This window comes from Nocardiopsis metallicus (assembly GCF_014201115.1).
Classification (GTDB): Bacteria; Actinomycetota; Actinomycetes; order Streptosporangiales; family Streptosporangiaceae; genus Nocardiopsis; species Nocardiopsis metallicus.
This window is the reverse complement of sequence record NZ_JACHDO010000001.1, coordinates 5,292,750-5,313,756: the sequence shown is the minus strand read 5'-3', so window position 1 is coordinate 5,313,756 and position 21,007 is coordinate 5,292,750. Positions and strand designations below refer to the sequence as shown.

Genomic DNA, 21,007 nt, shown 5'->3' with positions numbered 1-21,007 from the left:
CTGGAGTGCGCTAGCGTTCCCCCTGTGCTTCGCGCCGTGTCGTGCGCGGGCGCCTCCGCGTCTCGTGTATTCGGGCTCTGACCTGCCATGTCATCGCTGTGTCCAGTGCGGTCGGGGCCCCGATTCGGTGTGCTTGAAGTAGCCCGAAGTCAACGTTGACAGATCAGGACAAGAACATGACCGAAATGCGCGCGGGGGAATCTCAGGCCTTCTTCGGCCGGTGGCGCAAGTCGCAGTACTCCTATGACATCGGGGCCTGCTGTGAGGTTCTCAACCTGAAGTCAGGGGAGTCGTTCTTCCGTGACTCGGTGCATCCCGAGGACGCCCGGCTGGGCTTCGACAACCGCGAGTGGAGCACCTTTCTCGCGGTTTCCAAGGGATCGTTCTGAGGCTCCCTCACAGGGGCGCGACGGGGAACACGTCGCAGTCCTGACGGGTGAACGAGGACATGGACACCGTCCCGGGGTGCTCGCCGCCGAAGCGTTCGGCGAATTCCGCGCGTAGCCGGTCCCATTCCTCGCTCACGTCCTCACCCCCGGCATGTCGGCTGACCAGGTGGTTCCGGCGTGCTGTCAGGAGGATCGGATGGTCGGCGGGCAGCCGGTGACGGCAGTCCGCCTCCGTCATGGCCTCCAGGTCCCCCGCCTCGCGGAACCGGCCCAGGCGGTACAGGTCGGTGGCCACGTTGAGCGCGGCGGGCAGGGTGCTGAACGACCCCGGACCGTAGATCCGCAGCAGTCGCTCCAGCCCTTCCTGGTCGCGTTCGAGCGCCTCGGTGTGGCGCCCCGCGGCCCGTAGGACGATGCCCATGCTGAGCCGGGCCGCGGCCGGGAACGGGTGCTCCGCGGGGTAGCGCTCGTCCAGCGGCGGCATCAGGTCGTCCACCTCGCGCAGCGCCTCGTCCAGGGAACCCGCCCGCACCAGCGACACCATGCGGATGACCCGGCAGTACAGCACCTGCCGGACGGTCGAGGGGTGTTTGCGCCGGTACCGGACCAGAGCCCGGTTGGCCAGCTCCAGCGCCCGCTCCGGATCCCCGAGCCGCCGGTGCGCCACGGACAGGAACAGCATCCCCTGAAGCGCGTGCGGACTGTCGGGCTCAGCGGCGGTCTCGAACCGCTCCATGCACTCCGTGAGCTGTTTCCGGGCCTCGTCCAACCGGCCCAGCAGGATCAGGTTCAGGCCCAGGGACAGTCCCGTGCGCAGCGTCTGCACGTCGTCCGGCCCGAGCAGGGCGCGGCGCCCCGCCAGGGTGCTCTGGTCCATGGCCAGCGCCTCCTCGAACCGGCCCTGCTCCTGCAAGGCCTGCCCGTAGTCGTGCGCCGCCTCCAAGGTGCGCCGGTCGGCGGCGGAGTGCCGTTCGCGCCGCTGCTCCAGGATGTCGCGGAACAGCTGCCCGGCCTCCTGGAACCGGGCCAGGCCGCTCAGTGAGATGGCGACCGCCCGGAGCGCCTCCAGGGTCTCGTCGCTGTCGGGTCCGGCCCGCTCGACCTGTTCGGCGTGGATGCTCCTGGCTTCCTCCAGCGCGGTGACGTACTCACCGTGGATACGCCGGATCTTGTTGCGCCGCAGCCGGGCGTGCAGGAGCATGCTCGGGTCGTCGAGCCAGACGTTGACGGCCTGCCCGAGCAGGCTGGTCGCGTCCGAGTAGTTGCCGACCTCGGTGAGGAAGTCGACCACGTTGAGCACCATGGCGCGCACCCGCGGGTCCCGGCTGGTCCAGGCGTGCGAGGCCTTCACGTGCGTGTACAGGGACAGGTAGGCGGCGCGGTGGGCCGGGTCGGTGGGTCCCTCCGGGGCGTTGTCCGCCAGGACCAGGTGGGCCAGGTTCCGGTGGTGCACCCGCTCCGCCATGGTGAGCGAGTCGCGCACCACGGACTGGAACAGCTCGTGCAGCTGGAAGGCGTCGTTCCGGTCGTCGAAGAAGGCCAGGTCGTGCCGGCGCATGTACTCCAGGGCCCGGTCGAGCACGGCGCCGTCGGTCCGGTGGAAGAGGCCCCGGGAGAGCGGAAGGGGCGCGAAGAAAGCGCAGAGCCGGACGAGCTCCAGGGCCACCCGCCCGGTCTCCCGCTCCCGCTCGTCGGCCCCCTCCAGCATGTGCTCGGCCTGGATGCTCCAGGCCACCCGCAGCGGGGCGGTGTGGTCGTCCTCCGCCCCCATCTGCCAGAGCATCGCGTCGTAGCGCTCCTCGAACAGATCGAGGAAGTCGCCGGTTGGCATGGCGGACTCCCGCAGGAACGCGCCGACCTGGCTGAGCGCCAGGGGCAGGTGTTCGAGCAGCTCGGCGAGGCGCTCGCCGTCACCCGGGGGCTCCAGCCGCTCGGGGCAGATCCGGCGCAGCAGGGAGAGGCTCTCGGCGGTGGTCAGCCGGGGGACCACCTGTCCGTCGAAGCGCTGCCCGCCCTGCCCCCGGGGCAGCCAGCGGTGGTGCCGGGAGGTGACGATGATGTGCCCGCCGCTGTGCGGGAAGTACTCGCTGGCCAGGGCCTGCGCGTCCACGACGTCGTCGAACACCAGCAGCCAGGATCCGAGGTCGGCGCGTTCGGAGAGCTCCCTTCGCACGGACTGCACGGTGCGGGGGACGTGCTCGTAGGAGACCGGCAGCCCGAGGTGCTCGGCCAGGCGCAGGTAGGCGCGGTGCGTCTCGATGTCGGTGGCGGCGGGGATCCACCAGATGAGGTCGTACTCACGCGCGTGGCGGTACGCGTACTCGGCGGCGATGCGGCTCTTGCCGACACCGTTGCCGCCGCTGATCAGGAAGCGCGCGCCGGGACGGGAGCCGAGGAAGTCGTGGATCCGCTCCAGGGCGGCCTCGCGTCCGGTGAAGTGCGGGTCGGCGCGGGGAACCCCGCCGGTGACCGGAAGGAGCTCGTGCTCCCCCCGTCGGGGGCGGCCGGGTCCGGTCGTCATCGGTCCACCAGCTTTCTCGTGCGGCGGTGAGGTCGGGCCCGGGGCCGTGGGCCCTGACGTCAAGACCGTTCACCTGGTGCTCTCGGACGGTGACGGAGCGGCGGAGGAAGGGAGGCGGGGCGCGAACGGCCCTGGGGAGCGATGGGGAACCCTTCCTGGTCAGGGCAGGGCCCGCTTTCCAGGCTAGGTTCTGCCTCGGCGCCGTGTCGATAGCCCGTGATCGGTCTTTTCCGGGCGAGGGTGCCGAACACGCCCTAAGCTGGCCCCGTGGTCCCAACCTGTGATCCCGCGGCCGAGGCTGTCTTCCGCCCGGTCCAGGCCGGTAACGCCCTGGAGGTCACCGTCGAGCGGCTGATGTCCGCCATCAGACTCGGCGTCGTCCCGGCGGGCGCCCGTTTCCCCGCCGAACGCGACCTGGCCGCCCGTCTGGGCGTCAGCCGCATCACCCTGCGCGAGGCGATCCGCCTCCTCCAGCGCCAGGGGTACGTCGAGTCCCGGCGCGGCCGCAGCGGCGGCACGTTCGTCGCGGAACTGCCGCCCAGGCCCACCCCGGAGGAGGCGCGCCGCGAGCTCAGCGAGACCGGCACCGCCCTGGAGGACCTCCTCGCCTTCCGGCGCGGACTGGAGACGGGCGCCGTGGTCCGGCTGGCCGAGACCGGACTCACCGGAGCCCAGGGCGACCTCCTGGACCGGCGCGCGGGCGTGGCGTCCGAGGCCGGGGCCGCCGACTACCGGCGCTGCGACACCGTCTTCCACATCACCCTGGCCCAGCTGACCGGTTCCACGCGGATGGCCGCCGCGCTCACGGACGTGCGGATGCGGATCAACCAGCTCATGGACGTGGTGCCGCTGTCCGAGGCTGGGCTGGCGGCCAGCGACGGCGAGCACCGCCGGATCGTCCGCGCCGTGCGCGAACGCGATCCGGAGGCGGCGCGGCGGGCGCTGGGCGAACATCTGGATGGTGCGGAGCGGCGGCTGCGGGAACTGCTCGGCTGATCCCTCCGGGCGCCCGCGGGGTGACAGCGCCGGAGCAATTCCGGGCGGCTCCGTCCCGGACCATCGGCGTCTCGTCCTGCGAAACACATCCGATCACGGGACGTAACGTATGTCCGATCAGGCAAGCGGGCCCTCGCGGTGATGGCCTATCGGCCAATAGTGCCTGGTCAAGAACTCGGCCGGGTCTCAAAAGGGTGTTTTTCCGCGCACAGGGCATTGTGATCCGGATTGCGGGGAGTGATGATCGGCCTCCTCTGGACAAACTGCGCGTAAGGCTCAGATCACGCGCTTCGAAAGAAAGGAGGGGACTGGTGAACAACTCCATGCTCGCGTCAGTCGCAACGTTCGGCGTGTACCTCGTCGTCATGGTGGCCATCGGACTGTGGGTCTACCGGCGGACCGTCTCGCAGTCCGACTTCGTGCTCGGCGGACGGCAGCTCAACAGCTGGGTGGCCGGACTGAGCGCGAACGCCAGCGACTTCAGCGGTTGGCTGCTCCTGGGCCTGCCGGGCGCCATCTACGTCTCCGGCCTCGGTGAGGCCTGGATCGCGGTCGGGTTGGCGGCGGGGTTCGCCGGCAGCTGGATCCTCATCGCCCCGCGTCTTCGGGTCTACACCGAGAGGGTCACCGACTCCCGCTCCGGAGGCGAGTCCGATTCGCTGACGCTCTCCTCGTTCCTGGAGAACCGCTTCGAGGACCGGTCCCGTTCCCTGCGCGCTGTCTCGGCCGTCCTCATCATCGTCTTCTACTTCTTCTACGTCGCGTCCGGCCTCGTGGCCATGGCGGCCCTCTTCGACCAGGTCTTCGGTCTGGACCCGGCCCCCGCCATCGCGATCGGCGTCAGCATCGTCGTGCTCTACACGGTGCTCGGCGGGTTCCTGGCCGTCTCCTACACGGACGTGATCCAGGCCGTCATGATGTGGGCCGCCCTGTTGGTGGTCCCGGTGCTGGCCATCACCGCCATGGGCGGGCTCGGCGGTCTCGCGGAAGGGGTCACGGACAAGGGCGACGGCCTCCTGTCCGCCATGGGGGGCATGTCCCTGGACGGCGACGCCGGTGCCTGGGTCAGCACCGAGACCCTGGGCTGGGTCGTCATCGTCTCCGGCCTGGCATGGGGCTTCGGCTACTTCGGCCAGCCGCACATCCTGGCCCGCTTCATGGGCATCCGCTCGGTGACGGACATCCCCAGGGCCGGGTTCGTCAGTGTGGCCTGGGCGGTCTCCGCGATGGCCCTGGCCGTCCTGGTCGGCTTCATCGGCATCGCCTACTTCGACACCCCGCTCGACTCCCCGGAACAGGTCTTCCCGCGCCTGATCGAGGCCCTGACGCACCCGTTGGTGGCCGGTCTCCTCCTGGCCGCCATCCTGGCCGCGGTGATGAGCACCGCCGACTCCCAGCTCCTGGTGGCCGCGTCGGCGCTCACCGAGGACGGCTACAAGGCCTTCGTCGACAAGGACGCCGCGCCCCGGTCGCTGCTCTGGATCAGCCGCGGCACGGTGGTCGCCGTCGCCGTGATCGCCGCCTGTGTGGCGCTGTGGGGCAACCAGTCCGTCATGGATCTGGTCGGATACGCCTGGGCGGGCTTCGGTGCGGGCTTCGGGCCTGTCCTGCTGCTGGCGCTGTTCTGGAAGCGGATGACCTGGGTCGGTGCGCTCGCCGGCATGATCGCCGGTGGCGCCACCGCGATCATCTGGGACATCGTCGACAGCGCCTACCTGGGCATCGGCCTGTACGCGATGCTCCCGGCCATCCTGCTGAGCTTCGTCGCGATCTTCGCCCTCAACGGGATGGGTCGGGTCAGCCCGCAGATGGCGGATGACTTCGACAAGGTCGTCCGTGAGATCGAGGAGGCCAAGCAGGCTTCCTGACTCCGCCGGACAGGGTCCGCGGCTCACCAGGGGCGAGCCGCGGACCCTGTGGTGAACGGCCTGCCGTGCCCGTGTCGTGTTCGGCACGGGCACGCTCGCGCCCTGGCGTCCCCGGTGCTCGTAGCGGTAGAACGGTGACATGTCGTCACTGACGGAACACCCCGCCGCCTGGACCCGCATCGACGTCCCCGAGGGGTTGGGGCTCGGCGCGCTCCTGCCCGAACCGGACGGCCACCGGCTGGAGGCGGGGGAGACCGTGGTGGAGGGGGAGGAGCGCTTCTTCACGCGTTTCACGGTCCGTACGGACCTGGCCTGGACGACCCGGGAGGTCCGCGCCGAGGTGCTCTCCGCCTCCGGTCTGGAATCGGTCACCCTCCGGGCGCAGGACGGCCACTGGGCCGACGCCCACGGCAACCCCCTCGCCGAACTGGTGGGCTGCCTGGACGTGGACGTCGCGGCCACCCCCCTCACCAACACCCTCCCGATCCGGCGGTTGGGCCTGCGGCCCGGGGAGCACCGGGACATCGCGGTCGCGTGGATCGACATCCCCTCCCTGCGCATCCGCCGCGTCCGCCAGCGCTACACCCGCCACCCGGCCGAGGCCGGCCTGGAGCTGTACACCTACCGGGACCCCCTGCACGGCGAGTACCGGCTGTCCGTGGACGGCGACGGCCTGGTGGTGGACTACGAGCGGTTCGCCCGAAGACTGCGCTCGGAGCCCTGATCCCTGAACCGGGAGCCGCTGTGCCCGGAGGCCGGAGTCCTGTTCCCTCCCCGGCACAGGTCATAATCGGGGGGCACACGCACCACACGCAGGGAGCGCACGTGACCGAGACCGAGCTGAGCCAGGAACGCCGCGAGATCATCCGCGACCTCGAAGTCCCCGAGCACTTCGACGCCGCGGCCGAGATCGAGCGCCGCGTGGCCTTCCTCGCCGAGAGACTCACCACGACCGGCGCCCGCGCGCTGGTCCTGGGGATCAGCGGTGGCGTGGACTCGCTCACCGCCGGTCGCCTGTGCCGCCTGGCCGTCGACCGGGCCTGCGAGAGCGGGCACGAGGCCGAGTACGTGGCCATGCGCCTGCCCTACGGGGTTCAGAAGGACGAGAAGGACGCCGCCCGGGCCGTGGAGTTCGGCGCTCCGGACCGCTGCCTGACCGTGGACGTGCGTCCGGCCACCGACGCCATGGCGGCCTCCCTCGGCGAGGGCGGCATGACCTACGAGGACGCCGCCGCCGAGGACTTCGTGGTCGGCAACATCAAGGCCCGGCAGCGGATGATCGCCCAGTACGCGGTCGCGGGCGGACTGGGCGGCCTGGTGGTCGGTACCGACCACGCCGCCGAGGCGGTCACGGGGTTCTTCACCAAGTACGGCGACGGCGGGGCGGACCTGGTGCCCCTGACCGGCCTGACCAAGCGCCGGGTGCGCGCGGTCGCCGCCGAGCTCGGTGCCCCGGAGGACCTGGTGCACAAGGTGCCCACGGCCGACCTGGAGACGCTCACCCCGCAAAAGCCCGACGAGGACGCGCTGGGTCTGACCTACGAGCAGATCGACGACTTCCTGGAGGGCCTGCCCGTCTCCGACCATGTGACGCGCACCCTCGTCGACCGCTACCGTGTCACCGCTCACAAGCGCGCACTGCCCACCGCGCCCTGATCGGCGCACTCCGATCACCGCGTGCTGACCCCGCCGCGTCGGCCCAGGCCACTGCCGGGGCGGCGGGAACCCCCGCACCACAGGCGAACCAGGGGACCCGGTAGTGCAGGCACCACCTTCCAGGGGTGGGCAGGCCGCCGGGACGAGAGGGTACCCAGCGCCCTCGCGACCGCTTGACCCCGCGCCTAGGGTCGTTAACAGCGACGCGTCACCACTCGGGACCCGTGCCGGTGAACGCCCGTGAACAGGGCAGACGCCGGGAAACGTGTCGAAACCCCCAATGGGTCAGCACAGCCCGGTCACCGAGGCCTGAGCACCGCCGTGTGCCCGGCCGCCTCCCAGAGACCGGGAAGACCAAGGAGCGACAACTCTATGACCCTGACCGTCGAGCCCACCGGCGGGGACCGACCGCCGACCACGGCCCTCGTCAAGGCTCCGGTACGCGCCGTGCCGAAACCGGTGGTCGGTCGTGACCGCTTCCTCGACGCCCTGCGTTTGTTCGTCATGGTCCTGGTGGTCGTCCAGCACTGGTGGCTGCCGGTGCTGACCGTGCAGCCCGAGGGCGAGCTCGCGGCGACCAGCGTCCTGAGCACCCCGGGCGGGTTCGCGCTCACCTGGGTCTCCCAGGTCATGCCACTGATCTTCTTCGTGGGCGGCGCCGCCAACCTGATCAGCTGGCGCTCGGCCTCGGCCCGGGGTGAGAAGGCCTCGGTCTGGTGGGCCAAGCGGCTGCGGAGACTGGCCTGGCCGGTGGTCCCGCTCGCCGTGGTGTGGATCCTCGCCTCCCACATCGCGGTCCTGGGCGGCACCCCGGTGCAGCCCGTCCTGATCGGTGCGGGCGCCGCGGGCATGGTGCTGTGGTTCCTGGCCGCCTACGTGCTGGTGGTCGTGGCGACGCCGGTGCTGGTGGCCGCCCAGGAGAGGTTCGGCTGGTGGGTTCCGGCCGCGCTGCTCACCGGTGCCGCCCTCGTCGACCTGAGCCGGTACGGGTTCGGGGTGGACGCGTTCGGCTTCCTGAACGTGGCGTTCGTCTGGTTGGCCGTGCACCAGCTCGGTTTCCACTACGCGACCGGCACGATCCGCCGGGCCCACACGGGGTGGATGATCGCGGTCGGCGCCGCGGTCGCGGTGGTCCTGGTCTACGCGGGCCCCTACTCGCTGAACATGACCGGCGTGTTCGCCGCCGAGACCTCGAACGTGGCCCCGCCGACCCTGGTGCTGGCGGCGCTGGGCGCGGTCCAGGTGGGTATCGCGGTGCTGCTGCGGGACCGGATCGCCGCGTGGTCGGACCGGCCCGGACCGGCGCGCATGCTGGACCGGGTCTCCCCGCAGCTGATGACCGTGTACCTGTGGCACATGCTGCCGATCACCATCGTCGCCGGGGTCGTGGTGTACGGCCTGGGGATCGACACGCCCGACCCGATGACCGGGCTGTGGCTGCTGTGGGGCGTGCTCGGTGTGGCGGTCCTGCTGCCGCTGCTGCTGCCGCTGGCCCACTGGGCGGTGCGGTTCGAGAACCCGCCGAAGGTTCTGCGGGGCGACCCGGGCCCGATCCGGGTGCTGGCCGCCGCGGCGCTGATCGGCGGAGGCCTGCTGGCCCTGACGGTGGCCGGTCTGGGCTTCGGTCTGGCCCCGGTGCTGGGCCTGGTGGCCGTGGTGTCGGGCCTGCTGCTGACCGCGGCCCCGCGGCTCCGCCCCGAGCGTGTGGACGGCTCCGCCGGAGGGTCGGCCGAAGGGTCAAGCTGGGTGCACCTGTTGTCTAGTTTCGTGGCTCGGATCGGCGGCCGGAGCGCATAGCTCGGGTAGACCGGTGGAATGGACCCCAGACGCATCGCCTACGACCGACACGGCAGCGGCCGCCCCGTGGTGCTCCTGCACGGGCTGGGTGACCGCAGACAGTGCTGGCGGGCCGTGTCGCCCCGGCTGGCCGACGACTACGAGGTCGTCAGCGTGGACCTGCCGGGGTTCGGGGCGTCCCCGGCCCCGGAGCGGGACGAACCCTACGACGTGCACAGCCTCGTGCGGGTCATCCGGGAGTTCTGCGAGCTGCACGGCCTGGAGAACCCGCACCTGGCGGGCAACTCCCTGGGCGGCTCCATCGCCCTGGAACTCGGGGTCCAGGGGGTCGCGGGCTCGGTGACGGTGTTCTCCCCGGCCGGGTTCTCGGACAATCTCGCCCGCTGGGGCATGCGCACGGTGGGCCTGATGGCCAACCTCGCCACCCGCATCCCGATGCCGGTCAAGGAACGGCTCGCCGACACCCCGCCCGCGCGGGCCGCGGCCCGGCTCGCCCTGCGCGGCGACCCCTCCTCGCCGGAGGCCAAGGCGACCCGGTTCGGTGTGCGAGGGCTCGAACCGGGCGCGCCCTATGTGCGGATGGTGCCCAGGATCGCCGACTACGACTTCACCCCGCGGCCGATCCCCTGCCCGGTCACCATCGCCTGGGGCGACCGGGACCGGACGCTGCTGCCCTCCAGCGCCGAGCACGCGCACCAGCGGGTGCCCAACGCGCGCATGGTGTCCCTGCTCGGGTCCGGGCACATCCCGATGGCGGACGACCCCCGCACCGTCGCCGAGCACATCCGCTGGACCTGCCGCGCCGCGGACCGGGGGGCCAGGACGGCTCCGAGGGGGTGAGCGCCGCACCGGGCCGCGCTCACCCCCTCGGGATCACGCCCCGCCGGCTTCGGCCCGGTCCGGCTCGATCGTGACCGAGTCCAGGTAGCACCAGCCCCAGCTCTCACCGGGTTCCGCGGACGTCACGACCGGGTGCCCGGCGTCCTCGGCGTGGACGCGCGCGTGCCTGCCGGGGGAGGCGTCGCAGCAGCCCACGAAACCGCAGCCGGCGCACAACCGCAGGTGGACCCAGTCCCGCCTGCCCTGCCGCAGGCATTCGGTGCAGCCGGGGCTCTTCGGCAGCACGGGCTGGAGGTTCTCCGTGTGCGCACAGGAGGAGCCGGGGGCCGGGGCGAAGAGGGACATCACGGTGGGGTCGGGGTGGTGTTCTCTGGTGCGGCCGATGCCGAGCAGGTCCAGGACCGCGCGCCCCAGCGGCTCGGTGACCGCGCGCTGGGTGTCCACCACCCGGGCGGCGTGCGCCTCGTACAGGCCGGGGACGTCCGGGGAGTCCACCGGCCGCACCACGATCGGGACTCCTGGTGCGACCCCGTTCAGGATGTGGGCGGTGTGGGTGGCCTCCTCCGCCGTGTTCTCGGAGATCACGATCAGCCTCACCCGTGCCATGTCGATCTCGTGGAGGACGCTCGCCTTCGTGGCCTCCCCCCGGACGACCGTGTGCCCCTCCGCCTCGGCCTAGGCGGCCAGGTCCGGGTTGAGCGTCGTCACCGTCACCGGGACGCCGTTCGACCGCAGGTAGGCGGAGAGGTTGCGGGCCACCGGGCCCCAACCGGAGACCAGGACGCGGTCCCGTGTGTCGCTGTGCTCCCTCGCGTCGACGTGCCCCCGGCCGTCCCCGTCTGCGGAGGGGCCGGCCGTTGTCCCATCCGCTTGGTGATGTGCTCGCCGAGGGCGCCGAGGGCGGGCGTGGCGGTCATGAGGACCACGGTGACGGCCACGAGGAGCTGGTCCCCGTCGGCGCCCAGTCCGGCCGGGCTGAGCCCGTACTCGGCTCCCACCTGCTGGAGGACGAAGGAGAACTCGCCGATCTGGGCCAGGAGGAAGGCCGCTCCCATCGCCGTCGGCGCGCCGACCCGGAGAACGGAGACCGCCGTGTAGGCGGTGGCCACCTTGATGACCACGACGGCGATCGCGGTCAGCAGGACCATCCACCACAGCTGGGCCAACACGGCGATGTCGAGCATCATGCCGATGGACACGAAGAAGACCGCGCTGAAGATCATCTGGAGCGGCATGATCTCGCTCAGCGCGTGGGCGCTGTGCCGGGACTCGCTCAGCACCATGCCGGCGAGGAAGGCCCCCAGCGCGTCGCTCACCCCGGCCAGAGAGGTCAGGTAGGCCACGCCCAGGGCGATGGCGACGATGGACAGCAGGAAGATCTCGGGGGAGCACAGACGTGCCACCCGCTCCAGCAGCGGGGGCATCACCTTACGGGCGACGACGATCACGGCGGTCAGGACCAGCGCCGCGGTCCCCAGGGCCTGGATGATGCCCCAGACACCCTCGCTCTGCCCGCCCAGGATCGGGATCAGCAGGACCATCACGATGATGGCGAGGTCCTGGAGGATGAGGGTGCCGACCGAGGCCTGGCCGACCGGCTGTTGCGTGATGCCCTTCGCCGCGACCACCTTCAGTACGATCGCCGTGGAGGAGAGGGCGACGAGGAATCCGGTGAAGACTCCGATCCGCCAGTCGACCCCGAACAGCACGCAGAGTACCGTCACGACGGCGGTGGTCAGCAGCACCTGGACCGTTCCGCCGCCGAGCACGAACTTCTTGATCCTGGCGAGGCGTTCGATGGAGAACTCCACGCCGATGGTGAACAGGAGGAGCATGACCCCGATCTCGGCAGCGGCCTCCACCTGGCTCTCGTCCGCGACCACTCCCAGCTGGTGCGGGCCGATGAGGACGCCGGCCAGGAGGAAGCCCACGATGGGCACGACCTTCAACCGGACGAAGAGCGCCCCGATGAGCCCTGCCGCGACGAGCAGGGCCACGATGGGGCCTAGGTATACGGGGGTCTCCCCCGCAGCGAGCATCATTGTCTGTCTCCTGAACGTTCCCGGTGGTGTGGGGCGGATGCGCCGCGACGCTGGTGAGGGCAGAGAGGATACGGGGTGTTGCCGTTCTGACCTGGTCAGACCGAATCATCGGCGGGAAGCCGCAGCAACAGATCAAGATATATCGTCATGAACGTCACGTGCGGCTCCGGGCCTGGCGGAGTCCGCCGCGACGGGGCTCTCCGGCCTTTCCCGGACGGAGGGGCGCGGGATACGGTTACGCGCGCAACGACTCCCGAGGAGGCACTGGTTTGACCGCATCGACACATCCGCTCCCCGGCGATCCCGCCTGGCTGGGGGCCGAGGAGCGGCGCCTGGCCGGTTTCGCCGCGGGGGCCTTGGTCCCCGACGGCTTCGGTTGGCTGGACGCCAGGGGCGGAGTGGAACCCGACCGCCCGACCGAGACCTGGATCACCGCGCGCATGACGCACGTGTTCTCCCTGGCGCACCTGCGCGGCGACCCGGGAGCGGTGGATCTGGCCGACCACGGCCTGGCCGCGCTGTTCGGGCCGCTGTACGACGTTGAGCTGGGGGGTTGGTTCGACGAGGCGCCCGGGGGAGGGGGCGCGGCCGCGATTCGGGAGCGCTCCCAGGCAGGGGGCGGAAAAGCCCTGCCGCGCAAGTCCGCCTACCCGCACTCGTTCGTGGTCCTGGCCGCGTCGTCGGCCGTCATCGCCGCCCGGCCCGGCGCGCGTGAGCTGCTCAACCGTGCCCTGACCGTGTTCGACGAACGCTTCTGGGAGGAGGAAGCGGCCTGCGTCCGGGAGAGCTGGGACGCCGACTGGACCGTCACCGAGCCCTACCGCGGCGCCAACAGCGCCATGCACTGGGTGGAAGCGCTCCTGGCCGCGGCCGACGCCACCGGTGACCTCCGCTGGACGCGGCGGGCCCTGGCCATCGCCGAACGCCTGGTGCACGGGGTGGCCGCCGCGCACGACTGGCGCCTGCCCGAGCACTTCACCCCGGACTGGCGGCCGGTCCCGGACTACAACCGGGACCAGCCCGACCACCCCTTCCGGCCCTTCGGGAGCACCACCGGCCACCTGCTGGAGTGGGCCCGCCTGCTCGTGCACCTCGAACTCGCCCTGGAGCGCGCGGGCCAGGCCGCCCCCGCCTGGCTGCGCACCGACGCCGAACAGCTCTTCGCCAACGCCGTCCGGCGCGGCTGGGACGTGGACGGCGCGGAGGGGTTCGCCTACACCCTGGACTGGCAGGACGAGCCGGTGGTACGCCAGCGCATGCACTGGGTGGTCGCCGAGGCCACCATGGCGGCGTGGGCGCTGGCCCGGCGCACCGGCGACCCGGCCTACACCGAGCACTACGACCGCTGGTGGTCCTACGCCGACCGCTTCCACGTGGACCGCGAGCACGGTAGCTGGCGGCACGAACTCGACCCCGCGAACCAGCCGTCGGGCTCGGTGTGGGCGGGTAAACCGGATGTCTACCACGCCTACCAGGCCACACTCCTGCCCCAGGTGGGTTTGGCGCCCTCGATCGCGGCGGCCCTGTCCGCCGCCGGCAACGACGGGGGTGTCGCGTGAGCGACCAGGTTCCCGCACGGCTCGTGGTGGTCGGGGAGAACGTCATGGACCTACTGCCCTCCCGGCACGGCCCCGACGTCCTGCGTGCGGCCCCCGGCGGCGGCCCGGCCAACACGGCGGTGGCCGCCGCCCGGCTGGGTCTGCCCACCCGGCTGTTGGCGCGCATCGGCTCCGACGGGTTCGGTGAGATGATCCGCGACCGCCTGCTGGCAGAAGGGCTCGACCCGTCCGGCCTGATCTCCGCCGAGGAGCCGTCCGCGCTGGCCCTGGCGACCGTGGACGAGAACGGGGCGGCGCGGTACGACTTCCGCATGGACGACGCCGCGGACTGGCGGTGGCAGCCAGACGAGCTCCCGGAGAACTTCGAGACGGGTGTCAGGGTGGTGCACGCCGCCTCGATCGCGCTGTTCCGGGAGCCGGGGGCCTCCCTCGTCGAGGCCCTGCTGCGGCGCGAGCACGGCCGGGGCCAGGTGACGGTCACCCTCGACCCGAACATCCGCCCGGACGTGATCGGCGACCCGGCCGCGGCCCGAGCCCTGGCCCTGCGCCACGCCGCCCAGGCCCACGTGGTCAAGGCCAGCGACGAGGACCTCGCCTTCCTCTACCCGGGGCGCAGCCCGCAAGACGCCGCCCGCGCCCTGGCGGCGCTGGGCCCCGCCCTGGTCGTGGTCACCCTGGGGGCGAAGGGGGCCTTCGCCCTCTCCCACGGGGCGTCGGCCTCGGTCCCCGCCCCGGAGGCGGAGGTCGTGGACACGGTGGGCGCGGGGGACTCCTTCATGGGCGCCCTGCTCCGCCGCCTGGACCTGGACGACCGTCTGGGCCCCGAACCCCGGAACCGTCTGGCCGGACTCGCCGAGAAGGATCTGACCGCCCTGTTGTCCTTCGCCGCCACCGCCGCGGCCCACACGGTGACCAGGGAGGGCGCCGACCCGCCCACGGCTCAGGAGCTGCGTCTGGACCCGTCCGGTGAGGCGGGCACGCACCACGGGTGAGGGGGCGGGCCGCCGCGGGCGCGATGGGCCGCGGACCGGCCCGCCGCCCCCGTCCCCGGCGAGCGCGGAACCCCGGGACAAGAAGCACGAGAACCATTTATCACTTCTTGGTTATATGGATTCTTCATAAAAAGGCGAAGGCCCATTTCGAGGGCGGTCCGCGGGTTCCGTGGAACGCGCGCGGTCACCTTGGGTGTTTATTTTGTCACCTTTTGTGTGCCTTTTTGTGCTACCATGAGGCTTATTCACAAGCTCCACAAGAGATAAATCCGATCATCCGATGAAAGGACCCATCCTGTAGATGCGGTGAGTTTTCGCGTTCTGTGCACACAGCAACGGCTCCTCCGCTGAAATCTGGGGTTGAGAGACCGAACCAGACCCGCAAAGAAGCCGTTGGACCTGCAGCGTATAACCGGACTGTCACCCGAACAACTCACCGAACTCACCGCCCGTGTCCACCACCAACTGGGCCCGCTGACCCATCCCGGAGGCAGACCCGCCGCGATCGGTCTGTACGCCTCCGTCGCGCTCGTCGTGGCGCTGCACCGCCACAACCTCACCCAGGACCTGGCCGGAGCCCTCTTCGATGTCTCCCAGGCCACCGTCAGCCGCCGATGGGACCTGCTCCGCCCCCTCATCGCCGCCACCCTGGCCGACCTGGTCCTGGCCCCGGACGCAACCGTAGGCGGCTCGACCGTCCTGGTCGACGGCACCCTCGCCGCCACCTGGGACTGGAAAACGGCCGAAGGCATGTACTCGGGAAAACACCAGACCACCGGCTTCAACCTCCAGATCGCCTGCACGCCCTCGGGCGACATCGCCGCCGTGGGCCCCGTGCCCGTACCAGGATCACGCCACGACGCCCACGCCTACTACGCCAGCGGCCTGGCCGACCTCATCTTTGATCTGGACAGCACTTTGGGTGACAAGGGCTACCAAGCCCACGTGGACATCTCACCGGTCCGCAAACCCCCGGGCGGCGAACTCTCCCCGGAGCAGCGGGCCAACAACACCGTGATCAACAGCGTCCGGGCCGCCGTGGAGAGAGCCGTCGCCCATCTGAAGAACTGGCGCATGCTCCAGACCCGCTACCGCGCTCCGCTGGCCAAGTTCAACGAGGCCCTGTCAGTGATCATCGGCCTGTACTTCTTCACTCGCTACTTCGAGGCTTATGAATAAGCCTCCATGGCGCGCCGTTGGCTGGTCGTCGATAGCTGCTTTGTCGGGCTGGCCTTTGTCAGTCTGCTGTCTGTCGTTCAGTGAAGAGGGTTCTGCTAGTGGCCGCAGTGGGGGGACTCATTACCGCCGGAGTCGGTATTGTTTTCGTCTCGGGGTTCATGCACTGAGCGCTTTTCATCCTGCTTCTCGGAGTTGGAGGGCGAGCACGGCTCGGGTGATCTCACCGGCCCGTCGCGGGCAGCACCGCAGCCGGCGTAGCACGTCCCAGTTCTTGAGCTGGGCGATGGCCCGCTCGCCCGGGCCGCGAAGCTTGGCGTGCTCGGAGTTGGCGTCCTTCTTCCACTGCGGCTTGCCCCGGCCCTTGAACGGGCAGAACACCACGTCCGAGAGCCCCACGTACCCCTTGTCACCCAAGCCGAGGAGCCCCGCGGCAGCGATGCGCTCGGCGATCCTCCATACCCGTGCGGCTCTGGTGTCGTGCACCGAGCCCAGGAGTGACCACGAGGTCCACAAGGGCTCGCCGTCCGGGGCCGCGACGACCTGGATATTCATGCCGTGCCGCTTGTGCTTGCCCGAATAGAACGGGCGGTCGGCCGCGACGCGGTCGCAGGCAATGAGCGTGCCGTCCACAATCACATACCCCCACCCTGTGCGGCGTGCGCGGCGCAACCCCTGCTCCAGGGTGGGTGCCAGCTTCGCGAGCAGGGCCGTGGTCTCGCGCACGTACCGCCAGGCGGTTGTGGTGCCCACCCCGAAACCGGCCGCGAGGTGGGTGAACGTCTCGCCCTTGTACAGATGGACCAGCACGAGCAGGGCCTGCTGTGCGGGGTCCAGGCGTCGCCATCGGGAACCGGTGTTCTTGCGGTGGGTGCGGATGGTGCGGGCGGCCAGGTTCAAGGTCCGGCGTGACAGGGGCAGCGCGGCACGGTAGAAAAGCATGTGGAGCCTCTGGTGGGCTGGTTTTCTTGGTCGTTAACTCATCTACCAGGGGCTTCTTGCTGTCAGGGGAGGTTTCGGGTAGTCGGTGCGAGCCTGTGACCAGCACCTTCAGGATGAAAAAGGCTCACGTGCGCCACGAGGCGCTGTTCAAACACATATCCGAGTGGAGGTGAAAGCAACTCCGCCGCCTTCTCGTCGTAGCGAGAAGGTGAAGCAAGGGGCAGTCTGAAGCGGAGATCGCCGCCAAGGACGGGAAGCAGCCCTGACAATGCCTGGATGGCCCAGTACTACCGGATGGGTCATGCCGCGGTTAGCGAGATGGGACGGTATACGAAAGGAACCGGTGCCATAAAACCCCCTAATTTTTCGCCAGCTCTAACCCGGTGGATCCGGGCTGGAAAGCAGTGCGCATCCACCAACGGAGAGGACCATAGTTCTCTCTCGTGGTGGAAAACTCCCGAGCCGGTATGTGAGATCTGGCAGGGAGGCCCTGGTGAAGGTCTACGGCGTAACCAGGGCGATACTGCGGGGGTAAAGCCGGGTACCTCGCCCGTCGATCGGAGAACAGCGAACGTGGGAACCACCGGTCCTCACTCCCTTCCCTTCTCGATGCCATCGAGAAAGGAAAGGATAGGTGCGATGCTCACCGAAGAAGGCCAGTGGGGCGGAGACGCCGTAGTAGTCCGAGACCGGGAAAGCCGGTCACATGGCGAAGGGCGGCAGCGATTCCAAGGAGAACACAGGTGAATGCAAGATCCGAAGACGCACCGGTGAACACCGGAGCTTCGATCGTATGGCCGGATTCCGATACCGCCTACTTTCGGGTACGGAAGATGCAGACCAAACTCCATCAATGGGCGAAGGAGGATTCTTCACGCAGGTTCGATGACGTATTCAACCTGGTCTATGATCCGGCGTTCCTGGTCGATGCGTTCGAACGCACCGCCCGGAACAAAGGTGCCAGGACAGCAGGAGTCGACGGGGTCACCGTGCACATGGTCCGATCCCGTATCGGAAGGGATGCGTTCCTCCAACAGGTGCGCGACCTGCTCAAAAGCGGGGAATTCCGACCCAGTGAAGTACGTCGGGTGGCGATCCCCAAAGCGGGCGGGAAGCTGCGCAAGCTGGGGATCCCCACCGTGATCGACAGAGTGGTTCAGGCATCACTGAAAGCGGTGCTGGAACCGGTCTTCGAGGCGGACTTCCTTCCCTGCTCCTATGGTTTTCGGCCCAACCGGCGCGCTCAGGACGCGATCGCCGAGATCCACAGCCTCGCCTCACCGGTGAAGAACCACCACTGGGTTCTGGAAGCCGACATCAAAGCGTGCTTCGACGAGATCGATCACACCTCTTTGATGGATAGGGTGAGAGGACGGGTCAAGGACAAGCGGACCAACGCGCTGGTGAAATCGTTCTTGAAATCCGGCGTGATGACACAGTCCGGGAATCGAGAGGAGACCATCACCGGGACGCCGCAAGGCGGAATCCTGTCACCGTTGCTGGCCAACATCGCGTTGTCAGCACTGGACGAATACATCGCAGCGCAATGGGAAACCAGTGCATACCGTAGACGTGTTCGTCGCCAGAAGGGAATCGGTAACTGGAAACTGGTTCGTTACGCTGATGACTTCGTCATCATGGTGCAAGGGAGCCGTGACCGGGCCGAGGTCTTGAAAGAAGAGGTGAGCCAGGTACTGACCCCGTTAGGGCTGCGCTTGGCCGAGGAGAAAACCGGGGTTGTCCATATCGACCAGGGGTTCGATTTCCTCGGGTTTCATATTCGCCGCAGGGTGAAGAGAGGGACCCGACGTCGGTACGTCTACACCATCCCGTCTAAGAAATCCGTTCAGGCGATCAAGGACGGGGTGCGGCGGGCAACGAACAGACCCACCCGGAACACGGCCACCGAACGCAAGATCGCGGAGGTGGACACGATGGTTCGGGGGTGGGCGAACTACTTCCGTCATGGTGTGTCCAAGAAGATGTTCTCCACTGTGGATTCCTTTTCCTGGTGGAGGTTGTCTTCTTGGATCCGCCGCAAGCACTCCAATATTGGTCTGCGTGAGTTGAGGCGGCGGTTCACCGATCGTGGGTGGCGGCTCGCCTATCAGGGATCTGTTTTCCGTGGCGCATCCAACGTCACGGTGTCCCGGTATCGGTTCAGGGGGTATTCGATTCCCACCCCGTGGACCACACGACCTGCAACCTGTTGAGGAACCGTGGAGAGCCCGTTGCGTTGAAAGGCGCACGGCGGGTTCGGAGGGCGGGCCGTGGAAACCTGTCGTGAGTGATCACGGTAAGGCGCCACGGTCCGACCCTACTACGTCAAGAGTGCCACGGAAAACGGATCCCTCGATCGGAACTCCGCTGTCGGGATCAGGACAAGGATCACCACGGCTTCTGACGCGGCTTGGCGGTCGGGTCACCGGGCCGCGGGCCCGTGGCTGCTTTCCGGTGCTTTCACTGGATATTTCATCACGTTTCTCTCGCTGGCGTCGGCGGTGTATGGAATGACTTCCGGTGGTGTGGGTGATGCTTTCATGCTCATTCCAGGCACTGGTTTCCTGGTGCTGGTGGTGATTCTCATCGTGGCCGCCATTATTGCCGACAAGCACGGATCCAAGGTAAGCATTCAGTTGCTGGGTTCGCCTGACAGGGCGACACTGGACCAGGCACGATGTCCACCATGCCGTCGGGACTGGAGACCGCCTCGCGTGAGGACCTGCTCGCGCTGATCGGTGTGCTCCACGAACAAAACACCGCCCTGCGCCAGCACCTGGCCCAGCAGACCGAAGAGATCACCCGCCTCAAGGCCGAGAACGAACAGCTCCGAGCCGACAACGCGCGTCTGACCACCCGGGTCGCGCAGCTCGAACGCCGCCTGGGACGCAACTCCGGCAACTCCTCCCTGCCACCCTCCTCGGACCTGTTCGACAAGCCCGAACGCGCACCCGCCAAGAAGAGCGCCCGCAAACGCGGACGCCAACCAGGCGCTGAAGGCTTCGGACTGCCTATGGTCGAAAACCCCGACCAGGTCCACGACCATCTGCCCGCCACCTGCACCGGGTGCCACGCCGAGCTGGACCCGGCCTCCTCCATTGGCTACCAGCGCCGTCAGGTCCGCGACATCCCCCTGGTCACGGTGCAGGTGAGTGAGCACCGCGCCCACACCTGCGCGTGCCAGTGCGGAAGCATCACCCAAGCAGCGATGCCCCAGGAACTGGCCGCCTCCCCTTCCTCCTACGGCCCCCACCTGCGCACCCTGGCCGTCTACCTGCTCGTGTTCCAGCACATCCCGGTGGAGCGCACCGCACAGCTCATCAACGACCTGACCGGCGCGAAGGTCTCCACCGGATGGGTGTCGCATCTACTGGGCGAGGCCCATGCTCTGGTCAGCGACAGCCTCAACCTGATCCGGGCGTTGCTCACCCTGGCCCACGTGCTGCACGCCGATGAGACCACCACCCGCATCAAGGACCAACGGTGCTGGTTGCATGTGGCCTGCAACGAGCACCTGACCCTGCTGGGTCTAGCTCCGCGTTCACGAGCCGGGGCGAACACGTTGGGGGTACTGCCGGGCTTTACCGGCACCCTGGTGCACGACTCCTTGGCCTTGTACTCGGGTTACACGTGCGCCCACCAGCTGTGCGGGGCGCACCTGATCCGCGAGCTCACCGCTGCCGAACAGGACCACCCCGGCCAGCACTGGCACCGTCAGATCCGGTCCGCGCTGGCCACCTTGGCCCGCGAGGCGGGGCGTGTGCGCTGCGGCCAGGCCGAGCACATCCCCGCCGGGGTGCTCCTGGCCCAAGGGGAGTTGTTCCACCACGGCATCGCGGTCGGGCTGTCCTGCCATCCCCGGGCCCAAGGAAGGAAGCAATCACCGGCCCGCAACCTGCTCGAGCGTCTGCGGGAGCGGGCCGAGCAGGTGTTGGGCTTCTCCGACCGGCCCCACCTGGTGCCCTTCACCAACAACCTCGCCGAAAGAGCGCTCAGACCCCTCAAGACCCAGGTGAAGATCTCCGGTTGCCACCAGTCCCGTCAGGGGGCGGCGGCCTGGCTCGGGGTGCGTTCCTACATCGACTCGGCCCGCAAGCACGGGGTGAGCGCGTTCGAAGCGCTGCGCCGGGCGTTCACCGGACAGTTGTGGATGCCGCCCATCCCCGCCTCCGCCTGACCAGCTAAGGCCATCTACCCTCCGCAGTCCCCAACGCCTTCTGAATGCTTAC

16 protein-coding genes and 1 pseudogene are annotated in these 21,007 nt (G+C 69.2%); 13 read left to right on the top strand and 4 right to left on the bottom strand.

Features of this window, described 5'->3' with window-relative positions; translation table 11 throughout:
* The first annotated feature begins 176 nt into the window (after positions 1 to 176).
* Positions 177 to 389, top strand: coding sequence for a DUF397 domain-containing protein (locus HNR07_RS23250; protein ID WP_184366789.1), 213 nt, complete (start codon positions 177 to 179; stop codon positions 387 to 389).
* A gap of 7 nt (positions 390 to 396) precedes the next feature.
* Here the strand turns inward: HNR07_RS23250 and fxsT are convergent, their stop codons facing one another.
* Positions 397 to 2,910, bottom strand: coding sequence for an FxSxx-COOH system tetratricopeptide repeat protein (fxsT, locus tag HNR07_RS23245; RefSeq protein WP_184366788.1), 2,514 nt, complete (start codon positions 2,908 to 2,910; stop codon positions 397 to 399).
* A gap of 267 nt (positions 2,911 to 3,177) precedes the next feature.
* Between fxsT and HNR07_RS23240 the strand changes: the two genes are divergently transcribed.
* The 6 genes from HNR07_RS23240 to HNR07_RS23215 all read left to right on the top strand — a co-directional run bounded on the left by HNR07_RS23240 (position 3,178) and on the right by HNR07_RS23215 (position 10,067).
* Positions 3,178 to 3,906 carry a FadR/GntR family transcriptional regulator gene (locus tag HNR07_RS23240; RefSeq protein WP_184366787.1) on the top strand — a complete coding sequence of 243 codons (729 nt, stop codon included), beginning with the start codon at positions 3,178 to 3,180 and terminating at the stop codon, positions 3,904 to 3,906.
* 323 nt (positions 3,907 to 4,229) lie between these two features.
* Positions 4,230 to 5,774, top strand: coding sequence for a sodium/proline symporter PutP (gene putP / locus HNR07_RS23235; RefSeq protein ID WP_184372526.1), 1,545 nt, complete (start codon positions 4,230 to 4,232; stop codon positions 5,772 to 5,774).
* A 139-nt stretch (positions 5,775 to 5,913) separates the two neighbouring features.
* On the top strand, positions 5,914 to 6,498 hold the full coding sequence (locus tag HNR07_RS23230; RefSeq protein ID WP_184366786.1) for a putative glycolipid-binding domain-containing protein: 585 nt from the start codon (positions 5,914 to 5,916) through the stop codon (positions 6,496 to 6,498).
* A gap of 101 nt (positions 6,499 to 6,599) precedes the next feature.
* Entirely contained in the window at positions 6,600 to 7,430 is an 831-nt protein-coding gene (gene nadE / locus HNR07_RS23225) for an ammonia-dependent NAD(+) synthetase (protein WP_184366785.1), read from the top strand.
* Positions 7,431 to 7,802: 372 nt separating this feature from the next.
* Entirely contained in the window at positions 7,803 to 9,227 is a 1,425-nt protein-coding gene (locus HNR07_RS23220; RefSeq protein WP_184366784.1) for an acyltransferase family protein, read from the top strand.
* A gap of 18 nt (positions 9,228 to 9,245) precedes the next feature.
* Positions 9,246 to 10,067, top strand: a complete 822-nt coding sequence (locus HNR07_RS23215) for an alpha/beta fold hydrolase (protein WP_184366783.1) — start codon at positions 9,246 to 9,248, stop codon at positions 10,065 to 10,067.
* 33 nt (positions 10,068 to 10,100) lie between these two features.
* On the opposite strand, the gene HNR07_RS35930 is transcribed toward HNR07_RS23215, so the two are convergent.
* The gene (locus tag HNR07_RS35930; protein ID WP_312894076.1) at positions 10,101 to 10,679 is read right to left on the bottom strand and encodes a UBP-type zinc finger domain-containing protein; all 579 of its coding nucleotides are present in this window, start codon (positions 10,677 to 10,679) and stop codon (positions 10,101 to 10,103) included.
* Positions 10,680 to 10,777: 98 nt separating this feature from the next.
* Positions 10,778 to 12,109, bottom strand: coding sequence for a cation:proton antiporter (locus HNR07_RS23200; RefSeq protein ID WP_184366782.1), 1,332 nt, complete (start codon positions 12,107 to 12,109; stop codon positions 10,778 to 10,780).
* Positions 12,110 to 12,378: 269 nt separating this feature from the next.
* On the opposite strand from HNR07_RS23200, the gene HNR07_RS23195 reads away from it, so the two are divergent.
* From HNR07_RS23195 to HNR07_RS23185, 3 genes are all read left to right on the top strand, one after another.
* Complete coding sequence (locus HNR07_RS23195) at positions 12,379 to 13,668, top strand: AGE family epimerase/isomerase (protein ID WP_184366781.1); 1,290 nt, start codon at positions 12,379 to 12,381, stop codon at positions 13,666 to 13,668.
* Positions 13,665 to 14,660, top strand: coding sequence for a carbohydrate kinase family protein (locus HNR07_RS23190; protein ID WP_184366780.1), 996 nt, complete (start codon positions 13,665 to 13,667; stop codon positions 14,658 to 14,660). The genes HNR07_RS23195 and HNR07_RS23190 overlap by 4 nt, the downstream gene beginning before the upstream one ends.
* A 393-nt stretch (positions 14,661 to 15,053) precedes the next feature.
* Positions 15,054 to 15,839: a transposase family protein gene (locus HNR07_RS23185; RefSeq protein ID WP_184366779.1), complete on the top strand. Its 786-nt coding sequence runs from the start codon at positions 15,054 to 15,056 to the stop codon at positions 15,837 to 15,839.
* A gap of 174 nt (positions 15,840 to 16,013) precedes the next feature.
* Here HNR07_RS23185 and HNR07_RS23180 read toward each other — a convergent pair whose 3' ends face one another.
* On the bottom strand, positions 16,014 to 16,778 hold the full coding sequence (locus HNR07_RS23180; protein ID WP_184366778.1) for a transposase family protein: 765 nt from the start codon (positions 16,776 to 16,778) through the stop codon (positions 16,014 to 16,016).
* Positions 16,779 to 17,521: 743 nt separating this feature from the next.
* Between HNR07_RS23180 and ltrA the strand changes: the two genes are divergently transcribed.
* The 3 genes and pseudogenes from ltrA to tnpC all read left to right on the top strand — a co-directional run bounded on the left by ltrA (position 17,522) and on the right by tnpC (position 20,955).
* Positions 17,522 to 18,991 carry a group II intron reverse transcriptase/maturase gene (ltrA, locus tag HNR07_RS23175; protein ID WP_221318691.1) on the top strand — a complete coding sequence of 490 codons (1,470 nt, stop codon included), beginning with the start codon at positions 17,522 to 17,524 and terminating at the stop codon, positions 18,989 to 18,991.
* A 150-nt stretch (positions 18,992 to 19,141) separates the two neighbouring features.
* A pseudogene (locus HNR07_RS36180) lies at positions 19,142 to 19,513 on the top strand (SdpI family protein); the annotation flags it as partial.
* A complete protein-coding gene (gene tnpC / locus HNR07_RS23165) occupies positions 19,456 to 20,955 on the top strand; it encodes an IS66 family transposase (RefSeq protein WP_221318653.1) in 1,500 nt (499 codons plus the stop codon). The pseudogene HNR07_RS36180 and the gene tnpC, both read left to right, overlap by 58 nt.
* Positions 20,956 to 21,007: the final 52 nt, after the last annotated feature.

Bases quoted from the DNA above. Each gene is read 5' to 3' on its own strand.
- HNR07_RS23200 (WP_184366782.1), bottom strand. From the start codon at position 12,109: ATGATGCTCGCTGCGGGGGAGACCCCCGTATACCTAGGCCCCATCGTG.
- fxsT (WP_184366788.1), bottom strand. From the start codon at position 2,910: ATGACGACCGGACCCGGCCGCCCCCGACGGGGGGAGCACGAGCTCCTT.
- HNR07_RS23250 (WP_184366789.1), top strand. From the start codon at position 177: ATGACCGAAATGCGCGCGGGGGAATCTCAGGCCTTCTTCGGCCGGTGG.
- tnpC (WP_221318653.1), top strand. From the start codon at position 19,456: ATGTCCACCATGCCGTCGGGACTGGAGACCGCCTCGCGTGAGGACCTG.
- putP (WP_184372526.1), top strand. From the start codon at position 4,230: ATGCTCGCGTCAGTCGCAACGTTCGGCGTGTACCTCGTCGTCATGGTG.
- HNR07_RS23215 (WP_184366783.1), top strand. From the start codon at position 9,246: ATGGACCCCAGACGCATCGCCTACGACCGACACGGCAGCGGCCGCCCC.
- HNR07_RS23180 (WP_184366778.1), bottom strand. From the start codon at position 16,778: ATGCTTTTCTACCGTGCCGCGCTGCCCCTGTCACGCCGGACCTTGAAC.
- HNR07_RS23220 (WP_184366784.1), top strand. From the start codon at position 7,803: ATGACCCTGACCGTCGAGCCCACCGGCGGGGACCGACCGCCGACCACG.
- HNR07_RS23230 (WP_184366786.1), top strand. From the start codon at position 5,914: ATGTCGTCACTGACGGAACACCCCGCCGCCTGGACCCGCATCGACGTC.